The sequence below is a fragment of the Flavobacterium cryophilum genome (assembly GCF_048286555.1).
Classification (GTDB): domain Bacteria; phylum Bacteroidota; class Bacteroidia; order Flavobacteriales; family Flavobacteriaceae; genus Flavobacterium.
Map to the genome: position 1 here is coordinate 63265 of NZ_JBLVPZ010000005.1, position 21671 is coordinate 84935.

Below are 21671 nucleotides of genomic sequence, written 5' to 3' on the forward strand. Positions count from 1 at the left end.
CATTTCCCATGAAAAAAATAATCTTATTTTTTGTTTTTCTTTTCAGTATTTCAGGTAATGCTCAAGTTACCATAAAACAAAATAAACAAGATAATGACTTGCAATTATCGGCGCTTCCTTACTATAGTTTTGGTAAAGGAATTGGAATAACATCTCCGGATAGTTTATATCAACTAAATATTCGGTTCCGAATGCAAAACCGAGTTACTTACTCTGAAAATGAAGATGAAAAAGGCGTTTATGACGGCCAAATCCGACGATTGCGTTTGCGATTAGACGGATATGTGGGAACACCAAAATTTTTGTATGCAGTTCAATTGTCATTTGCCCCGGGCGATTTAGGTGAAATTAAAGAAGGAGAAAATATTAATATTATTCGTGACGCGGTAGTTTTTTATAGACCCAATAAAAATTGGAATATCAGTTTTGGTCAGACTAAATTACCAGGAAATCGCCAGCGCGTGAACTCTTCCGGAGGGTTGCAGTTGACGGACAGATCGATCAATAATGCCAGATTTACAATCGATAGGGATTTCGGTTTTCAAGTTCATAATATGAATGAGTTTAAAGATAAATTCTCTTATAATTTAAAAACAGCTATATCCACAGGAGAAGGCAGGAATATAACAGGAAATGCGGATGCAGGAGTTGCCGTAACGGGTAAAGTGGAGTTGTTGCCCTTTGGCGCGTTTTCTCGAGACGGAACCTATTTTGAAGGTGATATTTTAAGAGAAAAAAAGCCAAAATTGCTACTTTCTGGAGCTTTTCAGCAAAATAATCACGCCAAAAGAACTCAAGGTCAATTAGGGAATGATTTGTTTGAAGCGCGAACCATGAAATCAGTGATGTTAGATGCGATGTTAAAATACAATGGATGGGCAGCGATGTCAAGTTATATGTCGAGAACTACTGCCAGAAATGCCGTTACCGCAAATCCAGCTGATATTTCACAATCGAATTTTGCCTATGTAGGGTATGGATTTGATCATCAGTTGAGTTATAATTTTCGGTCAAACTATGAGATCATCGGGAGATATTCTATTCAAAAAGTAGGAGCTGATATCCGAATTTTGGCTCCAAATTCTAAACAATATACGGTTGGTTTGACCAAATATATTTGGGAACATACTTTTAAATTACAAAGCGAATTAACTTTTGATACTTTAAATTATTTTGACGGAAGTACCAAAAACAATTGGTATTTACGTTTTCAGGTAGAAATAGGAATTTAAAAAAGAAAAAATAGTGAAATGAAGAGGCCACTGCAAATGTCTTTTAAGAATTAATAGTGAATTAGTGTCAATGAACAATTTTGTGGCTATTTTGTGTTACTTTAATGCACGTGTGGTTACGTAATATCTAAAACCGATGATTGCCATTTGCCATTTCTTGGCTTTAGCCATATCCAATCGCTGTTTGGTGAAACTAGGTAAAATGACTTTATTGATTTGTGCCAGGATTTTATACATACTATTTTTTTTTCAAAGATATAAAAAAAGACGATCTTGAATGAGACCGTCTTTTTGGGTTTTATGAGAATTTTATTTTTTCACTGTCTCTCTATATCGCTTCATAGCATCTTCATATTCGTCCATTTGTTTTTCGAATATAGCGGATCGTTTTGCCATTTCATCTTCAATTGCTTTTTCATGAGCACTGGAATCTGGTTCAAATACTTTCATTTTTGCTTCAAATTCCTTCATCTCTTTTTTAAACTGTATTATCGTCTTTTTATTATTTGCATCAGCTGGATGAACTGGTGGAGTTGGCATTTTTGACATATCAATTTCAGGAAGATTTGCTATTGGTCCGCTTGGGAATATAGGAGGGTTTGGTGGTGTTGGAATATCTTCATTTGAAGATTTAATGCTTTTTTTAGTCAGGATTCTAATTGTTTTTTTATTTTTATCAACGTCCATACTCTCAATTGTACTTTGATCTAATAGTAATAAATCATGTTTGCTTACTTTTTCGTCATTGACGTAGATGTCATTTTCGTTAAGTGTTTTAGAATATTTTTTTGTAACAACACGAATTTCTTGATTGTTAGAATTTTTAATCACATCTATACTTTCAATGTCATTAGGGTCTAATTTATCCAAATCATTTTGACTTGCTTTTGCACCATTAATAAAGATTTCTTTTTCGGTACTCAAAGGTGCATCAGGAGAAATAATACCATTACTTTGTATCGTATTACTCATTTTATCTTCTGCTGCAAAATCGATTGTTAAAAGTCCTTTGATGTTTTTAGAAACTACTATTCCAAATGTTTTTATCGCTTCATTTCCTTGCAATTCCATAACTTTTGAAATCTCTTTTCCTTTTTTAAGTTCTACTGTAATGGCAATTAATTCGTTGTTTAAATTTCTTTTTATTTTAGAGAAAGTGGTTTTAATGCCATAATTAACATTTATCTCTGATACTTTTTGATCTAATTCTTTATCAGTAGTATTTTTATTTATTTTGTAAATATCTACAGTATTTAAATCCTCTTTTTTATTTTTAACTTCTTGCATTTCGACAATTTTCTCTTGTGCAATAGTTTTTATTTGAAATAAAAGGACAAAGGCCACTAAAGCAGGAAGTATTAATACGTACTTCCAGGAATTCAATTTTTTTGATTGATTTTTGTTTAACATAACGATTCGTTTTTTGATTAATGATTGGTAAAAATGATTGGTAATGGCAACACAATTTTCGTGTGTTGTTATTTTTAAAAGCGTGAATTGATACGCTTTTTTGTCGGATATCTTTTTTGAGGCTTCACTGTCGGCAATGAATTCCAGGTTTTGTAAAATAGCTTTTTTGTATAACCAAATTAACGGATTGAACCAAAAAAGAACACAAAATAGTCTTGAAATCAATACGTCAATGGTGTGATTTTGATCGCTGTGCACTTTTTCATGCTCCAAAATATTCTCTAATTCGGAACTGCTGTACAATGATGAATTGTAAACGATAGTATTAAAATAGGAAAATGGAGCCACGTTTTCAGTGGTGTCAATAAATTTAAAATCGGCTTGATTTTGAATGTTTTTCCCTTTTAAAACGGTATGTAGGCTATAAAAATCAAAAGCAAATTTGACTAGAAATGCAACTAATCCAATTGCGTAAGTAATTCCAGAAATCAAATACCAATTAATTGTAAAAGCGTCATTTTCCAAACTATTAGTCACAGGAATTCTCGACCAGTCGAAGTTTTCAGCACTTGGTGCTACCAGTATTATTTTGGTATATACAACTAACGGTAAAAGTACGGAAGTGAGTAAACCCAATAGCAAAAACCAACGATTACTCGTAAAAAAGGTTTCTTTTCGCAACATAAAATGATAAGCCAAATAAAACAGCGCAATTAAGCCACTGGATTTGATAAGATAAATATAAAATGCTTCCATAATTATTGTTGTTAATCTAAAGTTTATATTTCCTCTTTTGGATTTTCAATCATTGCCAAAATCTCCCGCAATTCGGCGGCAGAAATTTTCTCTTCTTTGGCAAAATGAGATACCATATTTTTATAGGAACTATTGAAGTAATTATCAATCGCCGTATTCATGAAGCGTTTTCGGTATTCTTCTATACTAACGATAGGATAATATTGATGCGTGTTTCCAAAAGCATTGTGTGACACAAAGCCTTTTTCTTCCAGATTACGCACAATAGTCGAAAGGGTGTTATAGTGGGGTTGCTCTTCTGTAATTTCTGCCATGACTTCTTTTACGAATGCTTTTTTGAGCTTCCATAAAATGTGCATAATTTCTTCTTCTTTATTCGTCAATTTTTGCATGATTCTATTATTTGAATCAAACTTACAACTAAAATTACAGTTACGCAACTAAAAAAGCAGTTATTAAACTATTTTTTTAGTTTTAGTGTATTTTACCTCGTTTATGAAGTTTATTTGAAAGTAAAATAGTTGTATTTCAGATACGCTGTTCTGAAAATGAAGCTGCGAGAGTGATAGCAGCTAGCTACCGAAGTAGCGCGTATAGCACGACCGCATTGTTAAAAGGGGCTTTATAACCAGCTACTTATGTTTGCCCCTTTTAACAATGGGGTCACGCCCAAAGAATTAGTACAGGATCAGTTTTGTTCTTCTTGAACTAGTTTTTGCAGCCAAATACAACCGGCTACCGCAAGAATTCCTAAACTTCCCATGACAAACCAATTGGTTTGGTAGCCAAAGGCAGCAATGATCTCCAGTCCGGTTTTGGAACTTGCTATATGTGCTAAGCTAAAACTCATCGTAAACAAAGCCATGTAGCGTCCTTCGTGCCCTATTGGCGCTCGGCTTAAGGCGAATGAATTGGAGAAAGGGAAGATGAACATTTCTCCAAAAGTGATAAAAAGAATGCTGACGATCAGTATTCCAGCCCACATATTAATCATTAAAACGTAAAAACTAATAGACATTAACAGCGATCCCCAAAGAATAATTTTGAGTTTATCGATACTTTTTCTTTGACTAATACTTACAATTGGCATTTCCAAAAAGAAAATTAATAGTCCATTTAACGATAATAAAAGTCCGCTTTGAAATTCCGTCAGCCCAAATTTCTCATTGTGATACAGGGGTAAAGTTGTGAAAAGCTGAAAGAAAAGCATTGCCGAAATGAAACAAACAAATAGAAATATCCAGAATATTTTGTCTTTAAAAACAGAAGCAGGTATTTCCGTTTCCTTATTTTCGGTGTTCAAATCGGCTGGTTTTTTACGTTCTTTTACCAGTAAGGTGAAAATCAAAATAGATACAATGCACGAGCTTCCATCTACCCAAAACAATCCGCTGTAACCTAAATTCATGATGATCAAACCTCCCAAGGCAGGTCCTGCAGTAAACCCTAAATTTACTGCTAATCGAACTAAAGTCAATGCTCTGGTGCGATTTTCGGGTTTGGCATACGTCCCCAGAGATACAAACATGGCGGGACGAAACATATCAGCAACGGTCATTATAAAGAACATTGCAAAACACAATCCCCAAAAAGTCCGTATATATTGTACGAAAAACAGTAAAATTCCACTGGTAAATAAACTGAAAACCATAATTTTATAAAACCCGATTTTGTCGGATAATTTACCGCCAAGCCAAGATCCGAGCATAGAACCAAAACCAAAAGAAACCATAATCCATCCTACTTGAGCGTAGGAAAAACTTAAATCTTCTTTCAAATATTTGGATAAAAAAGGCAAAACCATCGTCCCGGCACGATTGATAAAAGTAATCAGTGTAAGAATCCAAACTTCTCTTGTAAAGCCTCTGAAATTATTTATGTAACGTTGAAAAGCAGTTTTGAGCATAACTAAAATTATAATTTTGCAAAGGTAGAAAACTTTGTACCGATGCGTCTTTGTGTCGTAGTAACTTTTAAACTATTTTTGCATAAAAATAGAAACATGAAGATCCTATTTACTTTCATTCTTTTATTGCAATTCTATTTTGGCTGTGGCCAAGATAAATTTGACGTTTCGGCTGTAGCCAAATTTCAAACGGAATTAAATGCAGAATACGCGGATGCAAAGACAAGCCCTTTGACTGCAGAAGATTTAGCGGAATTCAAAACACTTGATTTTTATCCTATTGACGAAAAGTTTTTTGTAACCGCGAAATTTGTGAGAACGGAAAACGAGCAGCCTTTTGAAATGAAAACGTCAACGGACAGAAAACCATTGTACGTAAAATATGGTGAACTTTCTTTTAGAATTGAAGGCTCAGACTTTAAACTAAATGTGTACAAGAATATTGAGCTTTCGAAAAAGGAGGAATATAAAGACTATTTATTTCTGCCGTTTTCAGATTTGACTTCGGGTACCGAAAGTTACATTGGCGGAAAATATATCGATTTAAGAATTCCAAAAGGAGAAACGCTAATCATTGACTTTAATACATCTTACAATCCGTATTGCGCTTATAATTCTAAATATTCCTGTCCAAAAGTTCCATTGGAAAATGATTTAAATCTAGAGATAAAAGCTGGGGTTAAAAAGTTTCACAATTAATGGAATTCTTTAATCTGCATACGCATAAAAGTACGATTCAGCCCAATGTGATAGAGATAGTGAATCAATATCCGCAGGAATTTGATGCCACAATTCCGTATTATTCGATCGGGATTCATCCGTGGTTTATTGTTGAAGAACAAATAGAATCTGATTTGTTGATAATCGAAAGTAAATTGAATGAGGCAAATTGTCTCGCTGTTGGCGAATGTGGATTGGACAAACGTACCGAAATCCCAATGGAATTGCAACAAATGGTTTTCGAAAAACAATTGCTTTTGGCACAGCAATATCAAAAACCAGTGGTGATACATTGTGTTGCGGCTTTTCAGGAAGTAATTGCACTTAAGAAAAAATTGAATATTTCAGTTCCAATGTTGATTCATGGATTTTCAAAAAAGACACAAGTTGCCAAACAATTAGTGGACACTGGATTTTATATTTCGTTTGGGAAATATTTATTGCTTAATACGGAACTAGAAGTTGTTTTTAGAAGCGTTCCCAATAATCGATTTTTTCTAGAAACGGATACTGTCGAAGAAGGAATTGAAGCAGTTTATGAATTGGCCGCAAAATATAAAGGAATTTCAGTCAAGGAAATGCAGCAACTGGTGAATGGTAATTTTTTGGAAGTATTCAAGATTGAACTATAATTGATTTAAGAATGTAGCGTAACGATTGTTGATTTCAGATTTTTGAGAGCAACAAACTATAAACAATAAACTAAAGAAAATGGCAGAGTGGACAGAAAGAGCCGAACTTTTATTCAAAAAAGAAGGTTTAGATAATTTGAAAAATGCAAATGTATTGGTCGTTGGATTAGGTGGTGTTGGATCTTTTGCGGCTGAATTTCTGGTTAGAGCAGGGGTAGGAGCGATGACTATTGTAGATGGTGACGTAGTTGATATTACCAATATAAACCGTCAATTACCCGCTTTACATTCTACCGTGGGACAACCTAAAATAACTGTTGTTGGGGATCGATTGATGGACATTAATCCAGAATTGAAATTAACTCGCGTACAAGAATTTCTTTCGCCGGAGCGTGCTTTCGAAATTGTTTCAGAGGAGTTTGATTATGTTTTGGATTGCATAGACAGTGTAACTCCTAAGTTGAATTTAATTATTGGCGCTAAGCGAAAAAGAGTAAAAATCATCAGTAGCATGGGCGCCGGCGGAAAAATGGAAGCTTCTAAAGTGAAAGTAACGGATATTACAAATACTGTGAATTGCTTCTTTGCCAAAACTATCCGAAGACGATTGAAAGAAGTAAAAATTGATAAATTAAAAGTGGTTTTTTCTTCTGAAATTCAGGACGAAACGAGTTTAAAAATGACCGATGGATCCAATTTTAAAAAATCATTTTACGGAACAAACAGTTACATGCCAGGATTATTTGGTTTGTATGCTGCAGAAACCGTGATTCGCTATTTACTCAAAAAATAGCGTTCAGAATTCAGTAATTAGTGCTCAGTAATCAGTGATTAGTGGTCAGTATTCAGAATTGAAAATCAGTGTAATCTAAGAAGTCTAATAATCTAAAAAAAATGATACAAACCGTAATTTTTGACATGGATGGCGTAATTGTCGACACGGAACCCGTACACCGTTATGCTTATTTCAAACAATTTGAAGAATTAAATATAGCTGTCACAGAAGCGTTGTACACTTCATTTACGGGTTTTTCCACTCGAAATACGTTTCAAAAATTGAAAGAAGTTTTTGTAATAGAACAAGAAGTAGAGGATTTAATTCAACGAAAAAGGTCTATTTTTAATGACGCTTTTGATAGTAAAGCTGACTTGGAATTACTGGAAGGCGTTGAAAATCTGATAATAGAATTGCATCAAAACGGCATGCAATTGATTCTAGCTTCTTCGGCTTCAAAAGTTACCATAGAACGTGTGTTTAATAGGTTTAAGTTGCATGACTATTTTACGCATGTGGTAAGCGGAGAAGATTTCCCTAAGTCGAAACCGCATCCTGCTATTTTTGAGCATGCTGCTTCATTATCGATTGCTCCAAAAGAAAATTGTATCGTTATTGAAGACAGCACGAACGGTATTAAAGCGGCAAAAACTGCCGGAATTTTGTGCATTGGTTACAACAGTATTCATTCTGAGGCGCAAGATTTATCGGAGGCTGATGTTGTAATTAATCATTTTAACGAATTAGATTTCAATGCAGTACGGAACATAGATTCTAAATTAAGAAATAATTAACATTTCCAAACTACTGAATTTGTAAATTTGGGAAACATAAAAAATGTATACTATGAAAAAAATAATTATTGTATTTGCCATTATCATCGCAAATTTCACCATTGAGGCACAGGTAAAAACGCCACAATCAAGTCCAAAAGCTACTATAATGCAAGCAGTAGGTTTGACAGATGTAGAGGTTAATTATTCAAGACCAAGTGCCAGAGGAAGAGCTGTTTTTGGCAATTTGATTCCTTTTGGAAAAGTATGGAGAACTGGAGCTAATGAAAATACAACCATATCCTTTAGTGATGACGTCGTGATTGATGGAAAAACATTGAAAAAAGGAAAATATTCTTTGTATACTATTCCAAAAATAGAAAGTTGGGAAATAATATTTTACAAAACTACTGATAACTGGGGAAATCCGGAGGAGTGGAAAGAAGAAAACGTAGCACTAAGAGCTACAGTTAAACCAGAAACGGTAAATAGACGTGTCGAAACATTTACTATTGGAATTAGTGGTTTAGATAACAACTTTGCCTTTTTAGAAATGTCTTGGGAGAACTCGTATGCAGCTGTAAAATTCGAAGTGCCTACGCTACAAAAAACAACAGCGAATATTGAAAAAGCATTATCGGGACCAAGTGGCGCAGATTATTTTTCTGCAGCACAATTTTTATTTCAATCGAATGGAGATAATGCAAAAGCTTTAGTTTATGTAAACAAAGCGTTAGATATGTCCAAAGAACAACCGTTTTGGTTTAACAGATTGAAGTCTTTGATTCAAGCAAAGCTTGGAGATAAAAAAGGAGCAATCGAAACTGCAAAATTATCTCTTGCTGCTGCTGAAATTGCTAAAAATCAGGATTATGTAAAAATGAATAAAGATAGTATCGGAGACTGGAGTAAGAATTAGTTCGTCCAGCTTTTTGATTTAAAAAAACCCGTCTTTTTTAGACTGCCCCCAAAAAGTTAGACACTATTTGGGGGTATTTTTATGGAAAGAAAAGTCAAGTATGATTATGCATTTAAGCTTGAAGAGCTTCTTCTAGAGATTGAAGCACCGCGTTGTGAGAACGAATTGCTATAAAAGTTGCAAGCCTTTATCCAAGCAGAAGAGAAAACCAGAAGGCGCAAGCTACTGAGATTTAGGCATAAAAAAAACCCGAAAATCAAAACGATTTTCGGATTCTGTGGAGTCGCCGGGAATCGAACCCGGGTCCAAACAAGCAACTAAAAAGCTTTCTACGCGTTTATTTCCTGATTAAATTTTCGATCTTGCGTTTGACCAGAAACAGTCGCACAAGACTTATCTTCTTAATTTCGAAATCCATCCGAAGCTTATAGAAATCTAGGTTTAAATTTACGATTCACCTTTATCGACCGCTATAAACCAAAGCTTTCGAGGTAAATCCTGCTTTCCTATCTGATAGGAACGAGGCTAATCTTACTATGATTCAGATTATGCAGCAAGAGCGTAGTTTCCTTCGCCGTGTAAGTGTTTTGAAACCTTTTATTAACGAGAATTGTCCCAGTTCTCGACGTGCTTACTTCTCAATTCGACTTGCTGTCAAAACCAGTCGACCCCTTTTAGTATTCCAAAATAAATATGTGAATTTGGAGTTTGCAAATGTACGCTTTTAAACTTGAATTAATAGTGCTAAACGTGCATCTCTATTTTCAAAAATCATTCCTTTTTTTATTCATCTTTTAATTTGAAAGGATAGTCCCCAAATAATACGGCTAATTTCTTAACATCATATGTTTTACGGGTAAATTTATTCGATAGCGCAATGATAGTAACGCTTTCTTTTCTCAAAGTAATGTAAGCTGATGTGTTGCCATGCCACCAACCGTTGTGAAAATAAAAATTCTGTCCTGTCTCCCAATTGATCATTCTTATACCAAGACCGTAGTTTTTAGTGCCTTTGCGTTCATTACTGTATCCTTTGTATACTTTGCGTTGCAGCGCAGGGGTCAAAAAAGCGGAACTGCTTCTCGCTCTGTCAAATTTTAATAAATCACGTGGAGTCGAGTAGATATTTTTATCTCCATAAACCGCATCTAAGTAGTCTTTCCCTATTTCTACCTTATTTCCTTTATAGGATGTAACAGCAGTATCTTTATCCCTTTCATAGTCAAAAACATAGGTGTTTTTCATACCAAGAGGCTCAAAAATGATTTGTTTCATAGCCTCTTTGTAAGGGAGGTTTGTTGTTTTTTCAATTATTAATGCCAACATGGCATAATTTGTATTGCAATAACTAAAACGAGTGTCGGTTTTAAATTCTAGACCAATGTCCTTTGTAGCCATAATAGTTAGAATATCTTGATTGGTAAGTATGTTGTGCCTATCCCAAATAGTTTTATCACGATCCGTAAAATAGGCATAATTACGCATGCCGCTTCTGTGATTTAACAATGTCTTTATAGTAACATCCGGATACGGAAATTCTTTTAGGATGGTATTTACCTTTTGGTCTAATTCAATTCTGTTAGCATTTATTAACTTTAAAATCGCAGTCGCCGTAATCACTTTACTCACAGAGGCAATGTGTAAAGGTGTAGATTTAGTAATTAATGTTTTATGTCTAAAATTAGAATAGCCTTCATATTTTTCATAAATAATCTGTCCATCCTTTGCGACTAGAAAGCCTCCGTTTGCACTATTGTTGGGCCAGTTTTTTTTATAAAAAGAGTCAATGGATTCCTTTTTTAAATTAATGTATTCAACTGTTAATTTTTTCTCCGGATTTCTTAACGGCTTCATCTTCGGTAATGTACTCTTTGGGAGTTGGGCATCACTTAATTCTACTTTCTTTTTCTCTTTATTGCAAGCGTTCAAAAGTAACACGAGCAGCAATATATGTAGTATATTTGTTTTTTTTATAAAATTCATTTCTGTTTTGCTAGAAAGGCAAATATATAGAATCAATGTCTTTTCACACGTTGTTTTTTTGAAACCTTAACACTATTTTATCAGTATCACTAGAGTGCGATTTTTATATAAAAAAATAAATCGAATTTGGTTTAAATTGTTATATTTGTAACAAAACAGCTAAATAAAGTTACAATAAAAAATATATAATAAGTATAGAAAAATATGAAATTCGGAATATTAAAAGAAAGAAAAAATCCGCCTGATCGAAGAGTTATTTTTTCGCCAAATGAATTGGTCAGACTAAAACAGCTGTATCAAAGTGTTACTGTACAAGTTGAAAGCTCTGACATTCGGGTTTTTACCGATGAACAATATGAAAATTTAGGAATTGAAGTAACCGATGACGTCAGTGATTGTGATTTTTTATTTGGGGTAAAAGAAGTTCCGATAGAAAATTTAATAGCAAATAAAGCCTATTTCTTTTTTTCACACACCATAAAAAAACAGCCTTACAACAGAAAATTATTACAAGCGGTTCTAGAAAAAAACATTGATTTATACGATCATGAAACCATCGTAAACTCTCATAATCACAGACTAATAGGATTTGGACAGTATGCTGGAATTGTAGGCGCGTATAATAGCATAAGAGCTTTTGGAATTAAATTTGAATTATTTAAATTGCCAAAAGCGGAAACACTATTCGGTAAAGAAGCTTTAATTACACATTTGAAACGATTGATTTTGCCTCCATTGAAATTTGTGATAACAGGAACAGGAAAAGTGGGTAATGGCGTAAAAGAGATTCTGGATGCCATAAAAGTAAAAGAAGTTTCAGTTGAAAATTATTTGACAAAAAACTACACACAACCGGTTTATACTCAGCTTGATGTATTACAATACAACAAACGTAAAGACGGTCAAGTATTGAATTTTACTGATTTTTATGATAATCCACAGCAATACGTTTCTGATTTTGAACGATTTACTAAAGTCTCTGATATTTATATTACAGGACATTTTCATGCCAATGAAGCTCCAGTAATTCTGACCCGTGAAATGCTTCACTCTAAAGATTGTAAAATTAAGGTGGTTGGTGATGTTTCCTGTGATGTGAATGGTCCAATAGCCTGCACTGTTAGATCTTCAACAATTGCGGAACCTTTTTATGGATATTTACCAAGTGAAGATAAGGAAGTTGATGTTTTTCATCCTGCGGCAATTGTAGTCATGTCAGTTGATAATTTACCATGTGAGTTGCCAAAAGACGCCAGTGAAGGATTTGGAGAAATGTTTATGGAACATGTAATTCCGGCATTTTTCAATGAAGATAAAGATGGGCTCTTATTAAGAGCCAAAATAACTGAAAATGGAAAACTGACCCCAAGATTCAGTTATTTACAAGATTATGTCAACGGGAAATAAAGGCTGCTTTAAAAAAAAAATTAGCGGTTGTAGTGAAACGATACAGTTTTTTTTACGGAAATTTGTAGGCAAAGGAATAGCTTCGTTTTGAAATATTATAAATCAATTAACACCTCAGAATTTAATGAGTTTGTGTAATTGCCTAATTTTGTTCAAAATTCAAAATTTATAATGACTAAAAATATTCCAATTTCCCTACTAGAATTAGCGTTAATTACCGAAGATAGCAATGCAAGCGAAACATTACAAAAAACAAAAGCGCTGGCACAACTGGCAGACAATTTAGATTATAGCCGTTTTTGGTTAGCTGAGCATCATAATATGGCTCATGTAGCGAGTTCTGCCACAGTTGTTTTGATTGGTTATATTGCCAGTCAAACCCAAAATATCCGTGTTGGTTCTGGCGGAATCATGTTGCCGAATCATGCTCCGCTAATTATTGCGGAACAATTTGGCACTCTTGAAACACTATTTCCTAACCGGATTGATTTAGGATTAGGAAGAGCGCCTGGAACAGACGGTTTAACCGCTCAAGCGATTCGCAAAGATTTCTTCGAACAATCGCAACGATTTCCTCAAAATGTTGCCGCTCTCCAAGAATTTTTCTCGGAGAATAATGCTACTGCAAAAGTGCGAGCCTTTCCTGCAGAAGGTACTAATGTTCCGATTTGGATTTTAGGTTCTAGCATGGATAGTGCTTCTTTGGCTGCAGCCAATGGATTGCCCTATGCCTTTGCAGGACATTTTGCACCTAAACAAATGCATCAGGCATTTGAGTTTTATAGAGAAAATTTTAAACCTTCAGAATTTTTAGATGCACCCAAAACAATGGCCTGTGTGAACGCAGTTGCAGCTGATACCGATGAAGAAGCCGAAAAATTATCAAGCAGTTTGACTCTGATGTTTCTGAACTTGATTCGAAATGATAGAAAACCATTACAGCCGCCAGTTGATTCGCTCGACGGAATTATGAGTGAAGAGGAACATTTTCATGTGAACCAAATGACTGCTTGTTCTTTTGTAGGAAGCAAAGAAAAATTAGCTATCGAATTAAAACAGTTTATTGAGTATACGCGTATTGATGAATTGATGATTACCAGCCCAATTTTCGATCATGAAGAGAAACTGAAAAGCATCCGAATAATGAAGGAAGTAATGGAAACAATCAATAAAGCATAGAATTTAAATTTTTTTTTAAAACTCACAGTAGCTTGCTACTCTTTTTTGGTTTAAACTTTTAAACAAATAAGCAACGTGCGATTATTTAATTTTGTTGCGCATGATAACTTTTAAAATCAAAATACCCTGCAATGTAAGTTGCAGGGTGTTTGTTTTATAACTCATCAGAACTAATTAATAATTCAGTATTGCCTATTAATTATTTCAAGCTTCCCACCATATCTTCTGGTTTAACCCAAGTATCAAAATCTTCTGGAGTTACATAACCTAGACGAACGGCCTCTTCTTTCAGTGTTGTTCCGTTTTTATGTGCCGTCTGAGCAATTTCAGCAGATTTGTAATACCCAATTTTAGTATTCAAAGCCGTCACCAACATCAATGAATTGTCTACCAATTCTTTAATGCGTTTATAGTTAGGCGCAATACCTTGTGCGCAATGTTCGTCAAAAGACAGACAAGCATCGCCTAATAAACGAGCTGATTGCAAGAAATTTGCCGCCATCAATGGTTTGAAAACATTCAGTTCATAATGACCTTGCATTCCGCCAACAGCTATTGCAACATCATTGCCCATAACTTGTGCGCAAACCATCGTTAAGGCTTCGCATTGTGTTGGGTTTACTTTTCCTGGCATGATTGAAGAACCAGGCTCATTTTCCGGAATAATAATTTCTCCAATTCCTGAACGGGGACCAGATGCGAGCATACGTACATCATTGGCAATTTTATTTAGTGAAACCGCCAGTTGCTTTAAGGCGCCGTGGGTTTCTACAATAGCATCATGTGCTGCCAGTGCTTCAAATTTATTTTCAGCGGTTATGAACGGATGTCCTGTAAATTCAGCGATATATTCCGCTACTTTTACGTCATATCCCTCTGGTGTGTTTAATCCAGTTCCTACTGCAGTTCCGCCTAAAGCCACTTCTGATAAGTGTGCCAACGTGTTTTTAACTGCTTTTAAACCATAGTTCAATTGTGCTACATATCCTGAAATTTCCTGTCCTAATGTTAGTGGAGTCGCATCCATTAAATGTGTCCGACCTATTTTGACTACTGTATTAAATTCAGTCGCTTTGGCATGAAGCGTGTCTCTTAGTTTTTCAACAGCGGGAATGGTGACTTCAACAACTGCTTTGTAGGCCGCAATGTGCATTCCGGTAGGAAAAGTGTCATTAGAAGATTGTGATTTATTGACATCATCATTGGCTTTAATAAATTGTTCTCCTTCGCCAATGTTGAATCCTTTAAGAACTTGTGCACGATTTGCAACGACTTCATTTACGTTCATATTACTTTGCGTACCGGAACCTGTTTGCCAAATTACCAAAGGGAATTCATCATCCAGTTTTCCTGCTAGAATTTCATCACAAACAGCACCGATGGCATCGCGTTTTTCTGCTGGTAAAACACCTAAATCACAATTGGCATAAGCCGCTGCTTTTTTAAGATACGCAAAACCTTCAATAATCTCTTTTGGCATGGAAGCCGATGGACCTATTTTGAAGTTATTACGAGAACGTTCTGTTTGTGCGCCCCAGTATTTGTCAGCTGGAACTTGCACTTCACCCATGGTGTCTTTTTCTATTCTGAATTTCATTTGATGATATTTAAAAATAATTATGTCGTTTAATAGGTCTTTAGCCCCGATAGAAATGTAAATCCTTTTCTTTTTTTCTTTAAAAAAGAAAAGATTGTAATGAATAGCGGGAAACAGCTCCAAATTCTGAGCTCAAAAATACGGATAATTCCTTTTTTATAAAAATTGATTGGTAGTTTTTATGATTTTTTATTGGTGCGAAAAGGAATTAAACTTACATTTGTGGCTACATTCAAAAATTCCGGAAAACATGTTTGAATTTTCACAGTACTTAGGCTTTTTACTTTTCTTAACCATTCTTACTTTAGGATTTTGGTTAATGTTTTTTCTTGTAGGTTTCGTTCAATATTGGATTGGCGGTGCTCTCTGGGAAATGTACAAAGAAAGAAAAGCAAAGAAAGAGCAATCAGTTTAACCTGTTTGTTAAATAAAAAAAGGACTCATTTACATGGGTCCTTTTTTTATGCATTATGATAGCTGCTATTCTACTTTTATAGTAAAAGAAAAAGGACCCGTTTTCGCGAGCCCTTATTTTTTTATCCTTGAAAATCACCTTCATTTTCATTTTGATTTCGTTTAGGTTGTTCTCTTTCGTTTTTTGGTTTGTTAAAACGATAAGTGAATGATAAGCTAAACTGTCTTTCTCTCCACTGCATTTCGCTGTAAGAACTTACAATTCCTGGAAGATAACTTTCCACCATTCTTTTTCTGGAATTGAAAACATCACTAACGTTGAAGGAAAGTGTTCCTTTGTCTTTTAAGATGTCTTTGCTGAAGGCTATATTTGCTGCAAAAATCCCTAAGCTTCTTCCTTGTGCATTATTTTGAGGACCATTATAAGATGCATTAGTCTGCCAATCGATTTTATATGGCAAGGTGATTTTGGATGTTAGTCTTGTAGACCACGATGTTGCTACGTTATCAAAATTTTGTACAATTTCATTATCGCTAAAATCAGTATACGTAAAATCTCCTTGCGTTTCGTTTCTGAAGAAATTGAAATTACTGTTTAATTTCCACCATTTAAATGGAGAATAATTTAACGTGAATTCAAATCCTGTTCTATATTCAGTTGCCAAATTGATTGGAGAACTTATAATTATAGGAGTTCCGTTAACAAAATCTCCTGATTCTCTTCTAGCAAATTGAAAAACATCCGTTGTTTTATTTACATATAGGGAAGTATTGAAGGTTAATTTATCCCATCTTTTGATGTAACCAAAATCAATAGCATCAGAGAAGGCTGGATTTAAATCTGGATTTCCAACAAAAATATTGATGTTACTTGACAAGTTGCTGAATGGGTTCAACATTCTTCCTCTAGGTCTTTGTATTCTTCGGCTGTAGCTTACAGAAGCACTGCTTTTGTCTGATATTTCATAAGTGAAGAAAGCACTGGGGAAAAAATTGTTGTATTTTTTAGTATTGTAATCGTTGGTTGCTAATTGATTTATTTCAATATTAGAATCTTCAAAACGCAAACCGAAAAGTGCTGAAAATTTATTAATCTTTACACCATATTGTGTGTAAAATGCATTTACTTTCTCCTTGTATTGTAATGTATTTGTAAAATTATTGTTGATCACACCATCATTTTCAACTCTGTAATCCGTTAGTAATTCTGAGAAATCACCACGATAACCTGCTTCAAACTGGCTTGCTTTTCCAAAAGGCAAAACATAATCCATTTGAAGTAAATTTCGGCTTTGCGTTTGATTATTGAGGGTATTGTCAAATTTCACCACTGTTGTGTTTGTTGATGTGTCAGTAATCAATGCCTCGTTTATATCATCATTAGTCGAGAAGGAACCGTCAATTGTTAATTTATGACCGTCTTTTTTAAATTTCTTTGTGAAGTTTGTCGAAAATTCTACATTCTCACTGTCGCTATTTTCTAAATTGATCCGATTACGGGTATAGTCATAATTAAATCCGGAATTAAAATTGTTTTGAAAAACGTTGTCAACGTTAGCACCATTACTTTTTCTGTAGTTGAAGGTATTGGTCCAAGAAAGGCTTTCACTTAAATACCATTCCATTCCAAAGTTTCCATTATACCCTTTATTGTCTCTTTCATTTTCTCTCGTTTCATTTACATAATTTCGAGTTGTATTATCAGCATTTAAATATCTTGAATCTGTAAATGCATTTCCGGGATTACTACGGTCATTGTAACCTTGAGTAGTGAAAAGATTAAAATTTTCCGATTTATAATTTAAGTTACCGCTTAAACCGTACGTTTCAGGGTATCCGGTTGAAGCTATAAAAGTTCCGTTTAAACCTTGATTTTTTCCTTTTTTCAAGATGATATTTAATAAACCACCACCACCTTCGGCATCATATCTTGCTGATGGATTGGTAATAACTTCTACTTTGTCAATCGCATCGGCTGGAATTAATCGCAAGGCTTCAGCAATATTGATTGCGTTTGAAGGTTTGCCATCAATAAGAACTCTAACATTATCATTTCCACGAAGACTTATATTTCCCTCGACATCAACAGCGACAGAAGGGATGTTGTCTAAAACATCACTAACAGTACCACCTTTTACCATAAGGTCATTCCCTACGTTGTACACTTTTTTGTCTAATTTTATTTCTACAGTTGTTTTTTCAGAACGAATAATTACTTCATTCAATTGATTTGCATCCTCAGATAAAGAGATTAAACCTAAACTACTGCTATTTTGAAGGTTCTTTTGTTTAATTTCTTGTGTTTTAAAAGATATAAACTCAATTTTTATATCATATACACCCGGTTTAATTTCAATATTAAATTCGCCGTTTGGATTTGTAATTCCACCAGCAACTGGTTTTGGATTGTTTGGAATTAAAAAAGTAATCGTAGCATATTCAAGAGGTTGATTGCTGGTTTTTTCAACAACTTTACCTGTTATTTTAATTCTTGACACAACAGGACCTTGTTGAGCAAAACTGAACAGGGTGGTGAAAAATAGAACAAGAATTAAAACGGATTTTATTTTTTTCATTTTTAAAAACTTTGGTTACCCACTTTAGATTGCAAAAGTTGGTTTTGGTTTAGCACCGCAAATCACAAAAAAATGTTAATTAAAGGAATCGGAATTTTATAAAATAAAAGATTCAATTTTTTTTAAATCGCGTCCTATGATTGCCGAGTTTCCATTGATTACAATAGGTCTTTCAATTAAAATTGGATTAGAAATCATGGCCTGAATAATTTGTTCGTCATTCATTTCTTGATCTTTAAAATTTTCTATCCAAATTTTTTCTTTTTGACGAACTAATTCAATAGGTTGCATGTTTAATTTTTCGAGAATAACAGACAGCTCTTCAAATGAAGGCGGGTTAATCAGATAATTGATAACTTCAAACTCTTTTTTTGAGTTCTCGACAAATGCAAGGCAATTTCTCGATTTTCCGCAACGTGAATTATGGTATATTTGTATCATATTTATTACTATTGGTTTACTGTAAAAAGGTTCATCTAGGATTCGGATTAATGCACAAAAGTAATATTTGCTAAACTAATTTAAGGATATAATAAAACGAAAATTATATGTTTGTAGAACAAGGAATAAAATCAGATAATAAGTTTTGGAAATATATTTTAGGTTCGTTCGTGATAATTTGCGCTTCATTAGTAGGTCAGTTGCCGTTTTTGATGGGCATTTTATATCAAACAGTTTTTAACGGAAAGCCTTATCCCGCTAGTAATGAAGCGTTAATGCGTTTTTTTGATTCTAATTTGACTTTATTTTTAATACTGATTTCATTTGTTTTTATTATGCTAGGCATTGTGCTGGTAGTCCGTAATTTTCACCGTCAAACGATGCTTTCAGTAACAACATCAAGAGATAAAATAGATTGGAAAAGAGTTGGATTTTCTTTTATGATATGGTCCGTTTTTACAATCGTATCCACTTTACTTTTCTATTTTTCTGGTCCCAGCGATTTTGTAGTCAATTTTAAGCCAATACCCTTCGCTATTTTAGTGGTAATAGCTGTGATTTTAATTCCAATTCAAACCAGTTCCGAAGAATATATTTTTAGAGGATACTTAATGCAGGGATTCGCAAATCTAGCCAAAAATAAATGGTTCCCCTTATTGATGACGTCGGTTATTTTTGGAGGAATGCATATTTTTAATCCTGAAGTGACTAAAATAGGGTATATAGTGCTTGTTTATTATATAGGAACGGGTCTTTTACTGGGAATCATTACGTTGATGGATGAAGGGATGGAGCTGGCTTTAGGCTTTCACGCAGCCAATAATCTAGTAGGTGCTTTACTCGTTACGTCCGATTGGTCTGCATTTCAAACCAATTCTATTTTTAAAGATATTTCGGATCCTTCAGCCGGATTAGATGTTATCCTGCCGGTCGTTCTTATTTACCCGATACTTTTATTTATCTTTAGTAAAAAATACAATTGGACCAACTGGAAAGAAAAATTAACTGGAAAAATTTAAACCATAAACTGTTCAATAATTTAAAATATACCTATCATGATCGATACAATAACACATCAAAATGTTCACAACCTTTTTAAATTAAACGGGTTTCATCTGAATCGAAATGATTTATGCCGAGTAGCGTACAGTTTTATAAAAGAAGGAGAAGAGTTTGAAAAATCGGTGGGAGATTTTATACTCGATTGGTTTGATCAGAAGTCGTACATCGAAATGAGTACTTCGGGGACTACGGGAGTTCCTAAATTAATTCGTGTCGATAAACAAGCTATGGTTAATTCGGCCATTGCTTCGGGTGATTTTTTTGATTTAGAACCTGGGGATAAGGCATTACATTGTTTACCTACAAAATATATCGCTGGAAAAATGATGTTTGTGAGGAGTTTTATTTTGGGTCTTGATATTGATTTTGTTGCGCCAAGTTCTCATCCTTTGTTGCAGAATGATATCAAATATGATTTTGTGGCAATGGTTCCATTACAAGCTCAAAACTCTTTATCAGCATTAAAAAATGTAAAAAAGTTGATTATTGGTGGTGCTAAAATAAGCAAAACGCTAGAAAAAGGACTTTCTAAATTGAAAACTGAAGTGTATGAAACCTATGGTATGACGGAAACAATTACTCACATTGCAGCCAAAAAGATAGGGGAGGAGGCTTTTTCAATTTTACCAAATATAGAAATTAGCCAAGACGATAGAAAGTGCTTGGTGATAAATGCATTAAAAATTTCAGATGAACCCATTGTTACAAATGATTTAGTGGAACTGGTGGGGGAAAATCAATTTGTCTTTTTAGGACGCTTTGATAATGTAATAAATAGCGGCGGAATCAAATTGATTCCTGAAAAAATTGAAGAAAAGTTATCTGCTAAAATTGATTCAAGATTCTTTGTAACCGGAAAACAAGATGCTGTTTTAGGAGAAAAACTTGTAATTGTTATAGAAGGGGAACATCAAATACTGGACGAGACTATTTTTGATGGCTTAGACAAATATGAAAAGCCGAAAGAAGTTTTTTATGTTTCTAAATTTAGTGAAACCGAAAGCGGGAAAATAAAACGCAAAGAAATTGTTGACCGTATTTAAACAATTTTTATTAAAAAAGCTTTCTAATTTTAAAGGGCACTGAAAAATATCTTATTTTGATTAGAGACACTTAAAAAAACAAAAAAAAAGGAGTAGAAATCAAATTTTTCTACTCCTTTTAATTAACAATTTATTCCTAAAAACATTTTTTTAGTGCCTTCGTTAAAAACCGATGCATTTCTATTTAATTATTGCTGCATTTTAAAATAATAATCAGCTGAATTTTTTCCACTTCCGTAAAATAAGAAAAAGATACAAATTCCTAAAATCAGTAATGCCAAAAGTAGATTTTGGGAATGCATTTCTCCCATAAAATTTATTACGATAGCACCTATAAGTATCGGTAGTTGTGCTATTATTGCCCATCTTGTAAGTAAACCAAAAGCAATCATGATACCACCTACCATGTGTGCTGGAGCAATATAATGAATGAGGAACATTCCACCACCAATTCTGTCAATAGGTGAAATGAGATCATTTAAATATTGGATGTTCGTTACAAAAGAGATTCCTTTCATAAACAGAAATACACCAAGTGCTATTCGTGCCAAATCCAAAGTTAAATAAGTGTGCATATTTGCCCATTTGTTTAAATTTTTTACGTTGTTCATAATAGTGGAGTTTTAAATATTAAGCACTAAGTTACTGATTTTTAACCGAATAATTTAAAATTGTTAAATAAAACTAAACTTTAAATATTTGATAGGCAGAAACACCGGTTGTAAGGCTTTTACAAATAAAATACTACTAATACTTTTTTAATTTTAAGCAGGGCTATAATAAAAAAGTTAATTTTTAGAAAATGACGGAGAATTTTAAAGCTATAAAATATAATAATTTTTTACA

20 protein-coding genes and 1 other RNA gene are annotated in these 21671 nt (G+C 33.8%); 11 read left to right on the forward strand and 10 right to left on the reverse strand.

The features are described 5' to 3' along the window. Nucleotides 1-8 precede the first annotated feature (8 nt). Nucleotides 9-1232, forward strand: a complete 1224-nt coding sequence (locus ACNQGJ_RS09165; RefSeq protein WP_417972500.1) for a porin — start codon at nucleotides 9-11, stop codon at nucleotides 1230-1232. 96 nt (nucleotides 1233-1328) lie between these two features. Here the strand turns inward: ACNQGJ_RS09165 and ACNQGJ_RS09170 are convergent, their stop codons facing one another. The 4 genes from ACNQGJ_RS09170 to ACNQGJ_RS09185 all read right to left on the reverse strand — a co-directional run bounded on the left by ACNQGJ_RS09170 (nucleotide 1329) and on the right by ACNQGJ_RS09185 (nucleotide 5304). Beyond that, nucleotides 1329-1469 carry an SsrA-binding protein gene (locus ACNQGJ_RS09170; protein ID WP_417972499.1) on the reverse strand — a complete coding sequence of 47 codons (141 nt, stop codon included), beginning with the start codon at nucleotides 1467-1469 and terminating at the stop codon, nucleotides 1329-1331. 72 nt (nucleotides 1470-1541) lie between these two features. Beyond that, complete coding sequence (locus ACNQGJ_RS09175; protein ID WP_417972498.1) at nucleotides 1542-3398, reverse strand: M56 family metallopeptidase; 1857 nt, start codon at nucleotides 3396-3398, stop codon at nucleotides 1542-1544. 23 nt (nucleotides 3399-3421) lie between these two features. Beyond that, nucleotides 3422-3790, reverse strand: a complete 369-nt coding sequence (locus ACNQGJ_RS09180; protein WP_417972497.1) for a BlaI/MecI/CopY family transcriptional regulator — start codon at nucleotides 3788-3790, stop codon at nucleotides 3422-3424. 296 nt (nucleotides 3791-4086) lie between these two features. Then, entirely contained in the window at nucleotides 4087-5304 is a 1218-nt protein-coding gene (locus tag ACNQGJ_RS09185; RefSeq protein ID WP_417972496.1) for an MFS transporter, read from the reverse strand. Between the two features lie 96 nt (nucleotides 5305-5400). Here ACNQGJ_RS09185 and ACNQGJ_RS09190 point away from each other — a divergent pair, with 96 nt between their 5' ends. The 5 genes from ACNQGJ_RS09190 (at nucleotide 5401) to ACNQGJ_RS09210 (ending at nucleotide 9123) form a co-directional block, all read left to right on the forward strand. Then, nucleotides 5401-6003 (forward strand): DUF1684 domain-containing protein, encoded by a 603-nt coding sequence (locus tag ACNQGJ_RS09190; protein WP_417972495.1) that lies wholly within the window; start codon nucleotides 5401-5403, stop codon nucleotides 6001-6003. Continuing rightward, nucleotides 6003-6656: a TatD family hydrolase gene (locus ACNQGJ_RS09195; protein WP_417972494.1), complete on the forward strand. Its 654-nt coding sequence runs from the start codon at nucleotides 6003-6005 to the stop codon at nucleotides 6654-6656. Before ACNQGJ_RS09190 ends, ACNQGJ_RS09195 begins: the two co-directional genes overlap by 1 nt. Before the next feature lie 79 nt (nucleotides 6657-6735). Then, on the forward strand, nucleotides 6736-7449 hold the full coding sequence (locus ACNQGJ_RS09200; RefSeq protein WP_417972493.1) for a tRNA threonylcarbamoyladenosine dehydratase: 714 nt from the start codon (nucleotides 6736-6738) through the stop codon (nucleotides 7447-7449). A 101-nt stretch (nucleotides 7450-7550) separates the two neighbouring features. After that, nucleotides 7551-8225 carry an HAD family hydrolase gene (locus tag ACNQGJ_RS09205; RefSeq protein ID WP_417972492.1) on the forward strand — a complete coding sequence of 225 codons (675 nt, stop codon included), beginning with the start codon at nucleotides 7551-7553 and terminating at the stop codon, nucleotides 8223-8225. A gap of 52 nt (nucleotides 8226-8277) precedes the next feature. Next, nucleotides 8278-9123, forward strand: coding sequence for a DUF2911 domain-containing protein (locus ACNQGJ_RS09210; protein ID WP_417972491.1), 846 nt, complete (start codon nucleotides 8278-8280; stop codon nucleotides 9121-9123). Nucleotides 9124-9398: 275 nt separating this feature from the next. Here the strand turns inward: ACNQGJ_RS09210 and ssrA are convergent. Together ssrA and ACNQGJ_RS09220 are read right to left on the reverse strand one after the other, a co-directional pair. Further along, nucleotides 9399-9795: a transfer-messenger RNA gene (gene ssrA, locus ACNQGJ_RS09215) on the reverse strand. Between the two features lie 111 nt (nucleotides 9796-9906). Continuing rightward, nucleotides 9907-11106, reverse strand: a complete 1200-nt coding sequence (locus ACNQGJ_RS09220) for a serine hydrolase domain-containing protein (RefSeq protein ID WP_417972490.1) — start codon at nucleotides 11104-11106, stop codon at nucleotides 9907-9909. Between the two features lie 204 nt (nucleotides 11107-11310). Here ACNQGJ_RS09220 and ACNQGJ_RS09225 point away from each other — a divergent pair, with 204 nt between their 5' ends. After that, nucleotides 11311-12513 carry an NAD(P)-dependent oxidoreductase gene (locus ACNQGJ_RS09225; RefSeq protein ID WP_417972489.1) on the forward strand — a complete coding sequence of 401 codons (1203 nt, stop codon included), beginning with the start codon at nucleotides 11311-11313 and terminating at the stop codon, nucleotides 12511-12513. A 171-nt stretch (nucleotides 12514-12684) separates the two neighbouring features. After that, nucleotides 12685-13692 (forward strand): LLM class flavin-dependent oxidoreductase, encoded by a 1008-nt coding sequence (locus ACNQGJ_RS09230; protein ID WP_417972488.1) that lies wholly within the window; start codon nucleotides 12685-12687, stop codon nucleotides 13690-13692. Between the two features lie 199 nt (nucleotides 13693-13891). Here the strand turns inward: ACNQGJ_RS09230 and fumC are convergent, their stop codons facing one another. Continuing rightward, entirely contained in the window at nucleotides 13892-15289 is a 1398-nt protein-coding gene (gene fumC / locus ACNQGJ_RS09235; RefSeq protein WP_417972487.1) for a class II fumarate hydratase, read from the reverse strand. Nucleotides 15290-15539: 250 nt separating this feature from the next. Here fumC and ACNQGJ_RS09240 point away from each other — a divergent pair, with 250 nt between their 5' ends. Next, on the forward strand, nucleotides 15540-15704 hold the full coding sequence (locus ACNQGJ_RS09240; protein ID WP_417972486.1) for a hypothetical protein: 165 nt from the start codon (nucleotides 15540-15542) through the stop codon (nucleotides 15702-15704). Between the two features lie 121 nt (nucleotides 15705-15825). Here ACNQGJ_RS09240 and ACNQGJ_RS09245 read toward each other — a convergent pair whose 3' ends face one another. Both ACNQGJ_RS09245 and ACNQGJ_RS09250 read right to left on the reverse strand, forming a co-directional pair. Next, nucleotides 15826-18279 (reverse strand): TonB-dependent receptor, encoded by a 2454-nt coding sequence (locus ACNQGJ_RS09245; protein ID WP_417972485.1) that lies wholly within the window; start codon nucleotides 18277-18279, stop codon nucleotides 15826-15828. A 96-nt stretch (nucleotides 18280-18375) separates the two neighbouring features. Next, the gene (locus ACNQGJ_RS09250) at nucleotides 18376-18720 is read right to left on the reverse strand and encodes an arsenate reductase family protein (RefSeq protein ID WP_417972484.1); all 345 of its coding nucleotides are present in this window, start codon (nucleotides 18718-18720) and stop codon (nucleotides 18376-18378) included. Between the two features lie 107 nt (nucleotides 18721-18827). Here ACNQGJ_RS09250 and ACNQGJ_RS09255 point away from each other — a divergent pair, with 107 nt between their 5' ends. Beyond that, a complete protein-coding gene (locus ACNQGJ_RS09255) occupies nucleotides 18828-19739 on the forward strand; it encodes a CPBP family intramembrane glutamic endopeptidase (protein WP_417972483.1) in 912 nt (303 codons plus the stop codon). A gap of 36 nt (nucleotides 19740-19775) precedes the next feature. Further along, entirely contained in the window at nucleotides 19776-20825 is a 1050-nt protein-coding gene (locus tag ACNQGJ_RS09260; RefSeq protein WP_417972482.1) for an AMP-binding protein, read from the forward strand. 188 nt (nucleotides 20826-21013) lie between these two features. Here the strand turns inward: ACNQGJ_RS09260 and ACNQGJ_RS09265 are convergent, their stop codons facing one another. Continuing rightward, nucleotides 21014-21436: a DoxX family protein gene (locus ACNQGJ_RS09265; RefSeq protein ID WP_417972481.1), complete on the reverse strand. Its 423-nt coding sequence runs from the start codon at nucleotides 21434-21436 to the stop codon at nucleotides 21014-21016. Between the last annotated feature and the right edge of the window lie 235 nt (nucleotides 21437-21671).

What these genes read in the sequence shown, in the direction of transcription:
- ACNQGJ_RS09165 (WP_417972500.1), top strand. Translation starts at nt 9, where the DNA reads ATGAAAAAAATAATCTTATTTTTTGTTTTTCTTTTCAGTATTTCAGGT.
- ACNQGJ_RS09170 (WP_417972499.1), bottom strand. Translation starts at nt 1,469, where the DNA reads ATGTATAAAATCCTGGCACAAATCAATAAAGTCATTTTACCTAGTTTC.
- ACNQGJ_RS09175 (WP_417972498.1), bottom strand. Translation starts at nt 3,398, where the DNA reads ATGGAAGCATTTTATATTTATCTTATCAAATCCAGTGGCTTAATTGCG.
- ACNQGJ_RS09180 (WP_417972497.1), bottom strand. Translation starts at nt 3,790, where the DNA reads ATGCAAAAATTGACGAATAAAGAAGAAGAAATTATGCACATTTTATGG.
- ACNQGJ_RS09185 (WP_417972496.1), bottom strand. Translation starts at nt 5,304, where the DNA reads ATGCTCAAAACTGCTTTTCAACGTTACATAAATAATTTCAGAGGCTTT.
- ACNQGJ_RS09190 (WP_417972495.1), top strand. Translation starts at nt 5,401, where the DNA reads ATGAAGATCCTATTTACTTTCATTCTTTTATTGCAATTCTATTTTGGC.
- ACNQGJ_RS09195 (WP_417972494.1), top strand. Translation starts at nt 6,003, where the DNA reads ATGGAATTCTTTAATCTGCATACGCATAAAAGTACGATTCAGCCCAAT.
- ACNQGJ_RS09200 (WP_417972493.1), top strand. Translation starts at nt 6,736, where the DNA reads ATGGCAGAGTGGACAGAAAGAGCCGAACTTTTATTCAAAAAAGAAGGT.
- ACNQGJ_RS09205 (WP_417972492.1), top strand. Translation starts at nt 7,551, where the DNA reads ATGATACAAACCGTAATTTTTGACATGGATGGCGTAATTGTCGACACG.
- ACNQGJ_RS09210 (WP_417972491.1), top strand. Translation starts at nt 8,278, where the DNA reads ATGAAAAAAATAATTATTGTATTTGCCATTATCATCGCAAATTTCACC.
- ACNQGJ_RS09220 (WP_417972490.1), bottom strand. Translation starts at nt 11,106, where the DNA reads ATGAATTTTATAAAAAAAACAAATATACTACATATATTGCTGCTCGTG.
- ACNQGJ_RS09225 (WP_417972489.1), top strand. Translation starts at nt 11,311, where the DNA reads ATGAAATTCGGAATATTAAAAGAAAGAAAAAATCCGCCTGATCGAAGA.
- ACNQGJ_RS09230 (WP_417972488.1), top strand. Translation starts at nt 12,685, where the DNA reads ATGACTAAAAATATTCCAATTTCCCTACTAGAATTAGCGTTAATTACC.
- fumC (WP_417972487.1), bottom strand. Translation starts at nt 15,289, where the DNA reads ATGAAATTCAGAATAGAAAAAGACACCATGGGTGAAGTGCAAGTTCCA.
- ACNQGJ_RS09240 (WP_417972486.1), top strand. Translation starts at nt 15,540, where the DNA reads ATGTTTGAATTTTCACAGTACTTAGGCTTTTTACTTTTCTTAACCATT.
- ACNQGJ_RS09245 (WP_417972485.1), bottom strand. Translation starts at nt 18,279, where the DNA reads ATGAAAAAAATAAAATCCGTTTTAATTCTTGTTCTATTTTTCACCACC.
- ACNQGJ_RS09250 (WP_417972484.1), bottom strand. Translation starts at nt 18,720, where the DNA reads ATGATACAAATATACCATAATTCACGTTGCGGAAAATCGAGAAATTGC.
- ACNQGJ_RS09255 (WP_417972483.1), top strand. Translation starts at nt 18,828, where the DNA reads ATGTTTGTAGAACAAGGAATAAAATCAGATAATAAGTTTTGGAAATAT.
- ACNQGJ_RS09260 (WP_417972482.1), top strand. Translation starts at nt 19,776, where the DNA reads ATGATCGATACAATAACACATCAAAATGTTCACAACCTTTTTAAATTA.
- ACNQGJ_RS09265 (WP_417972481.1), bottom strand. Translation starts at nt 21,436, where the DNA reads ATGAACAACGTAAAAAATTTAAACAAATGGGCAAATATGCACACTTAT.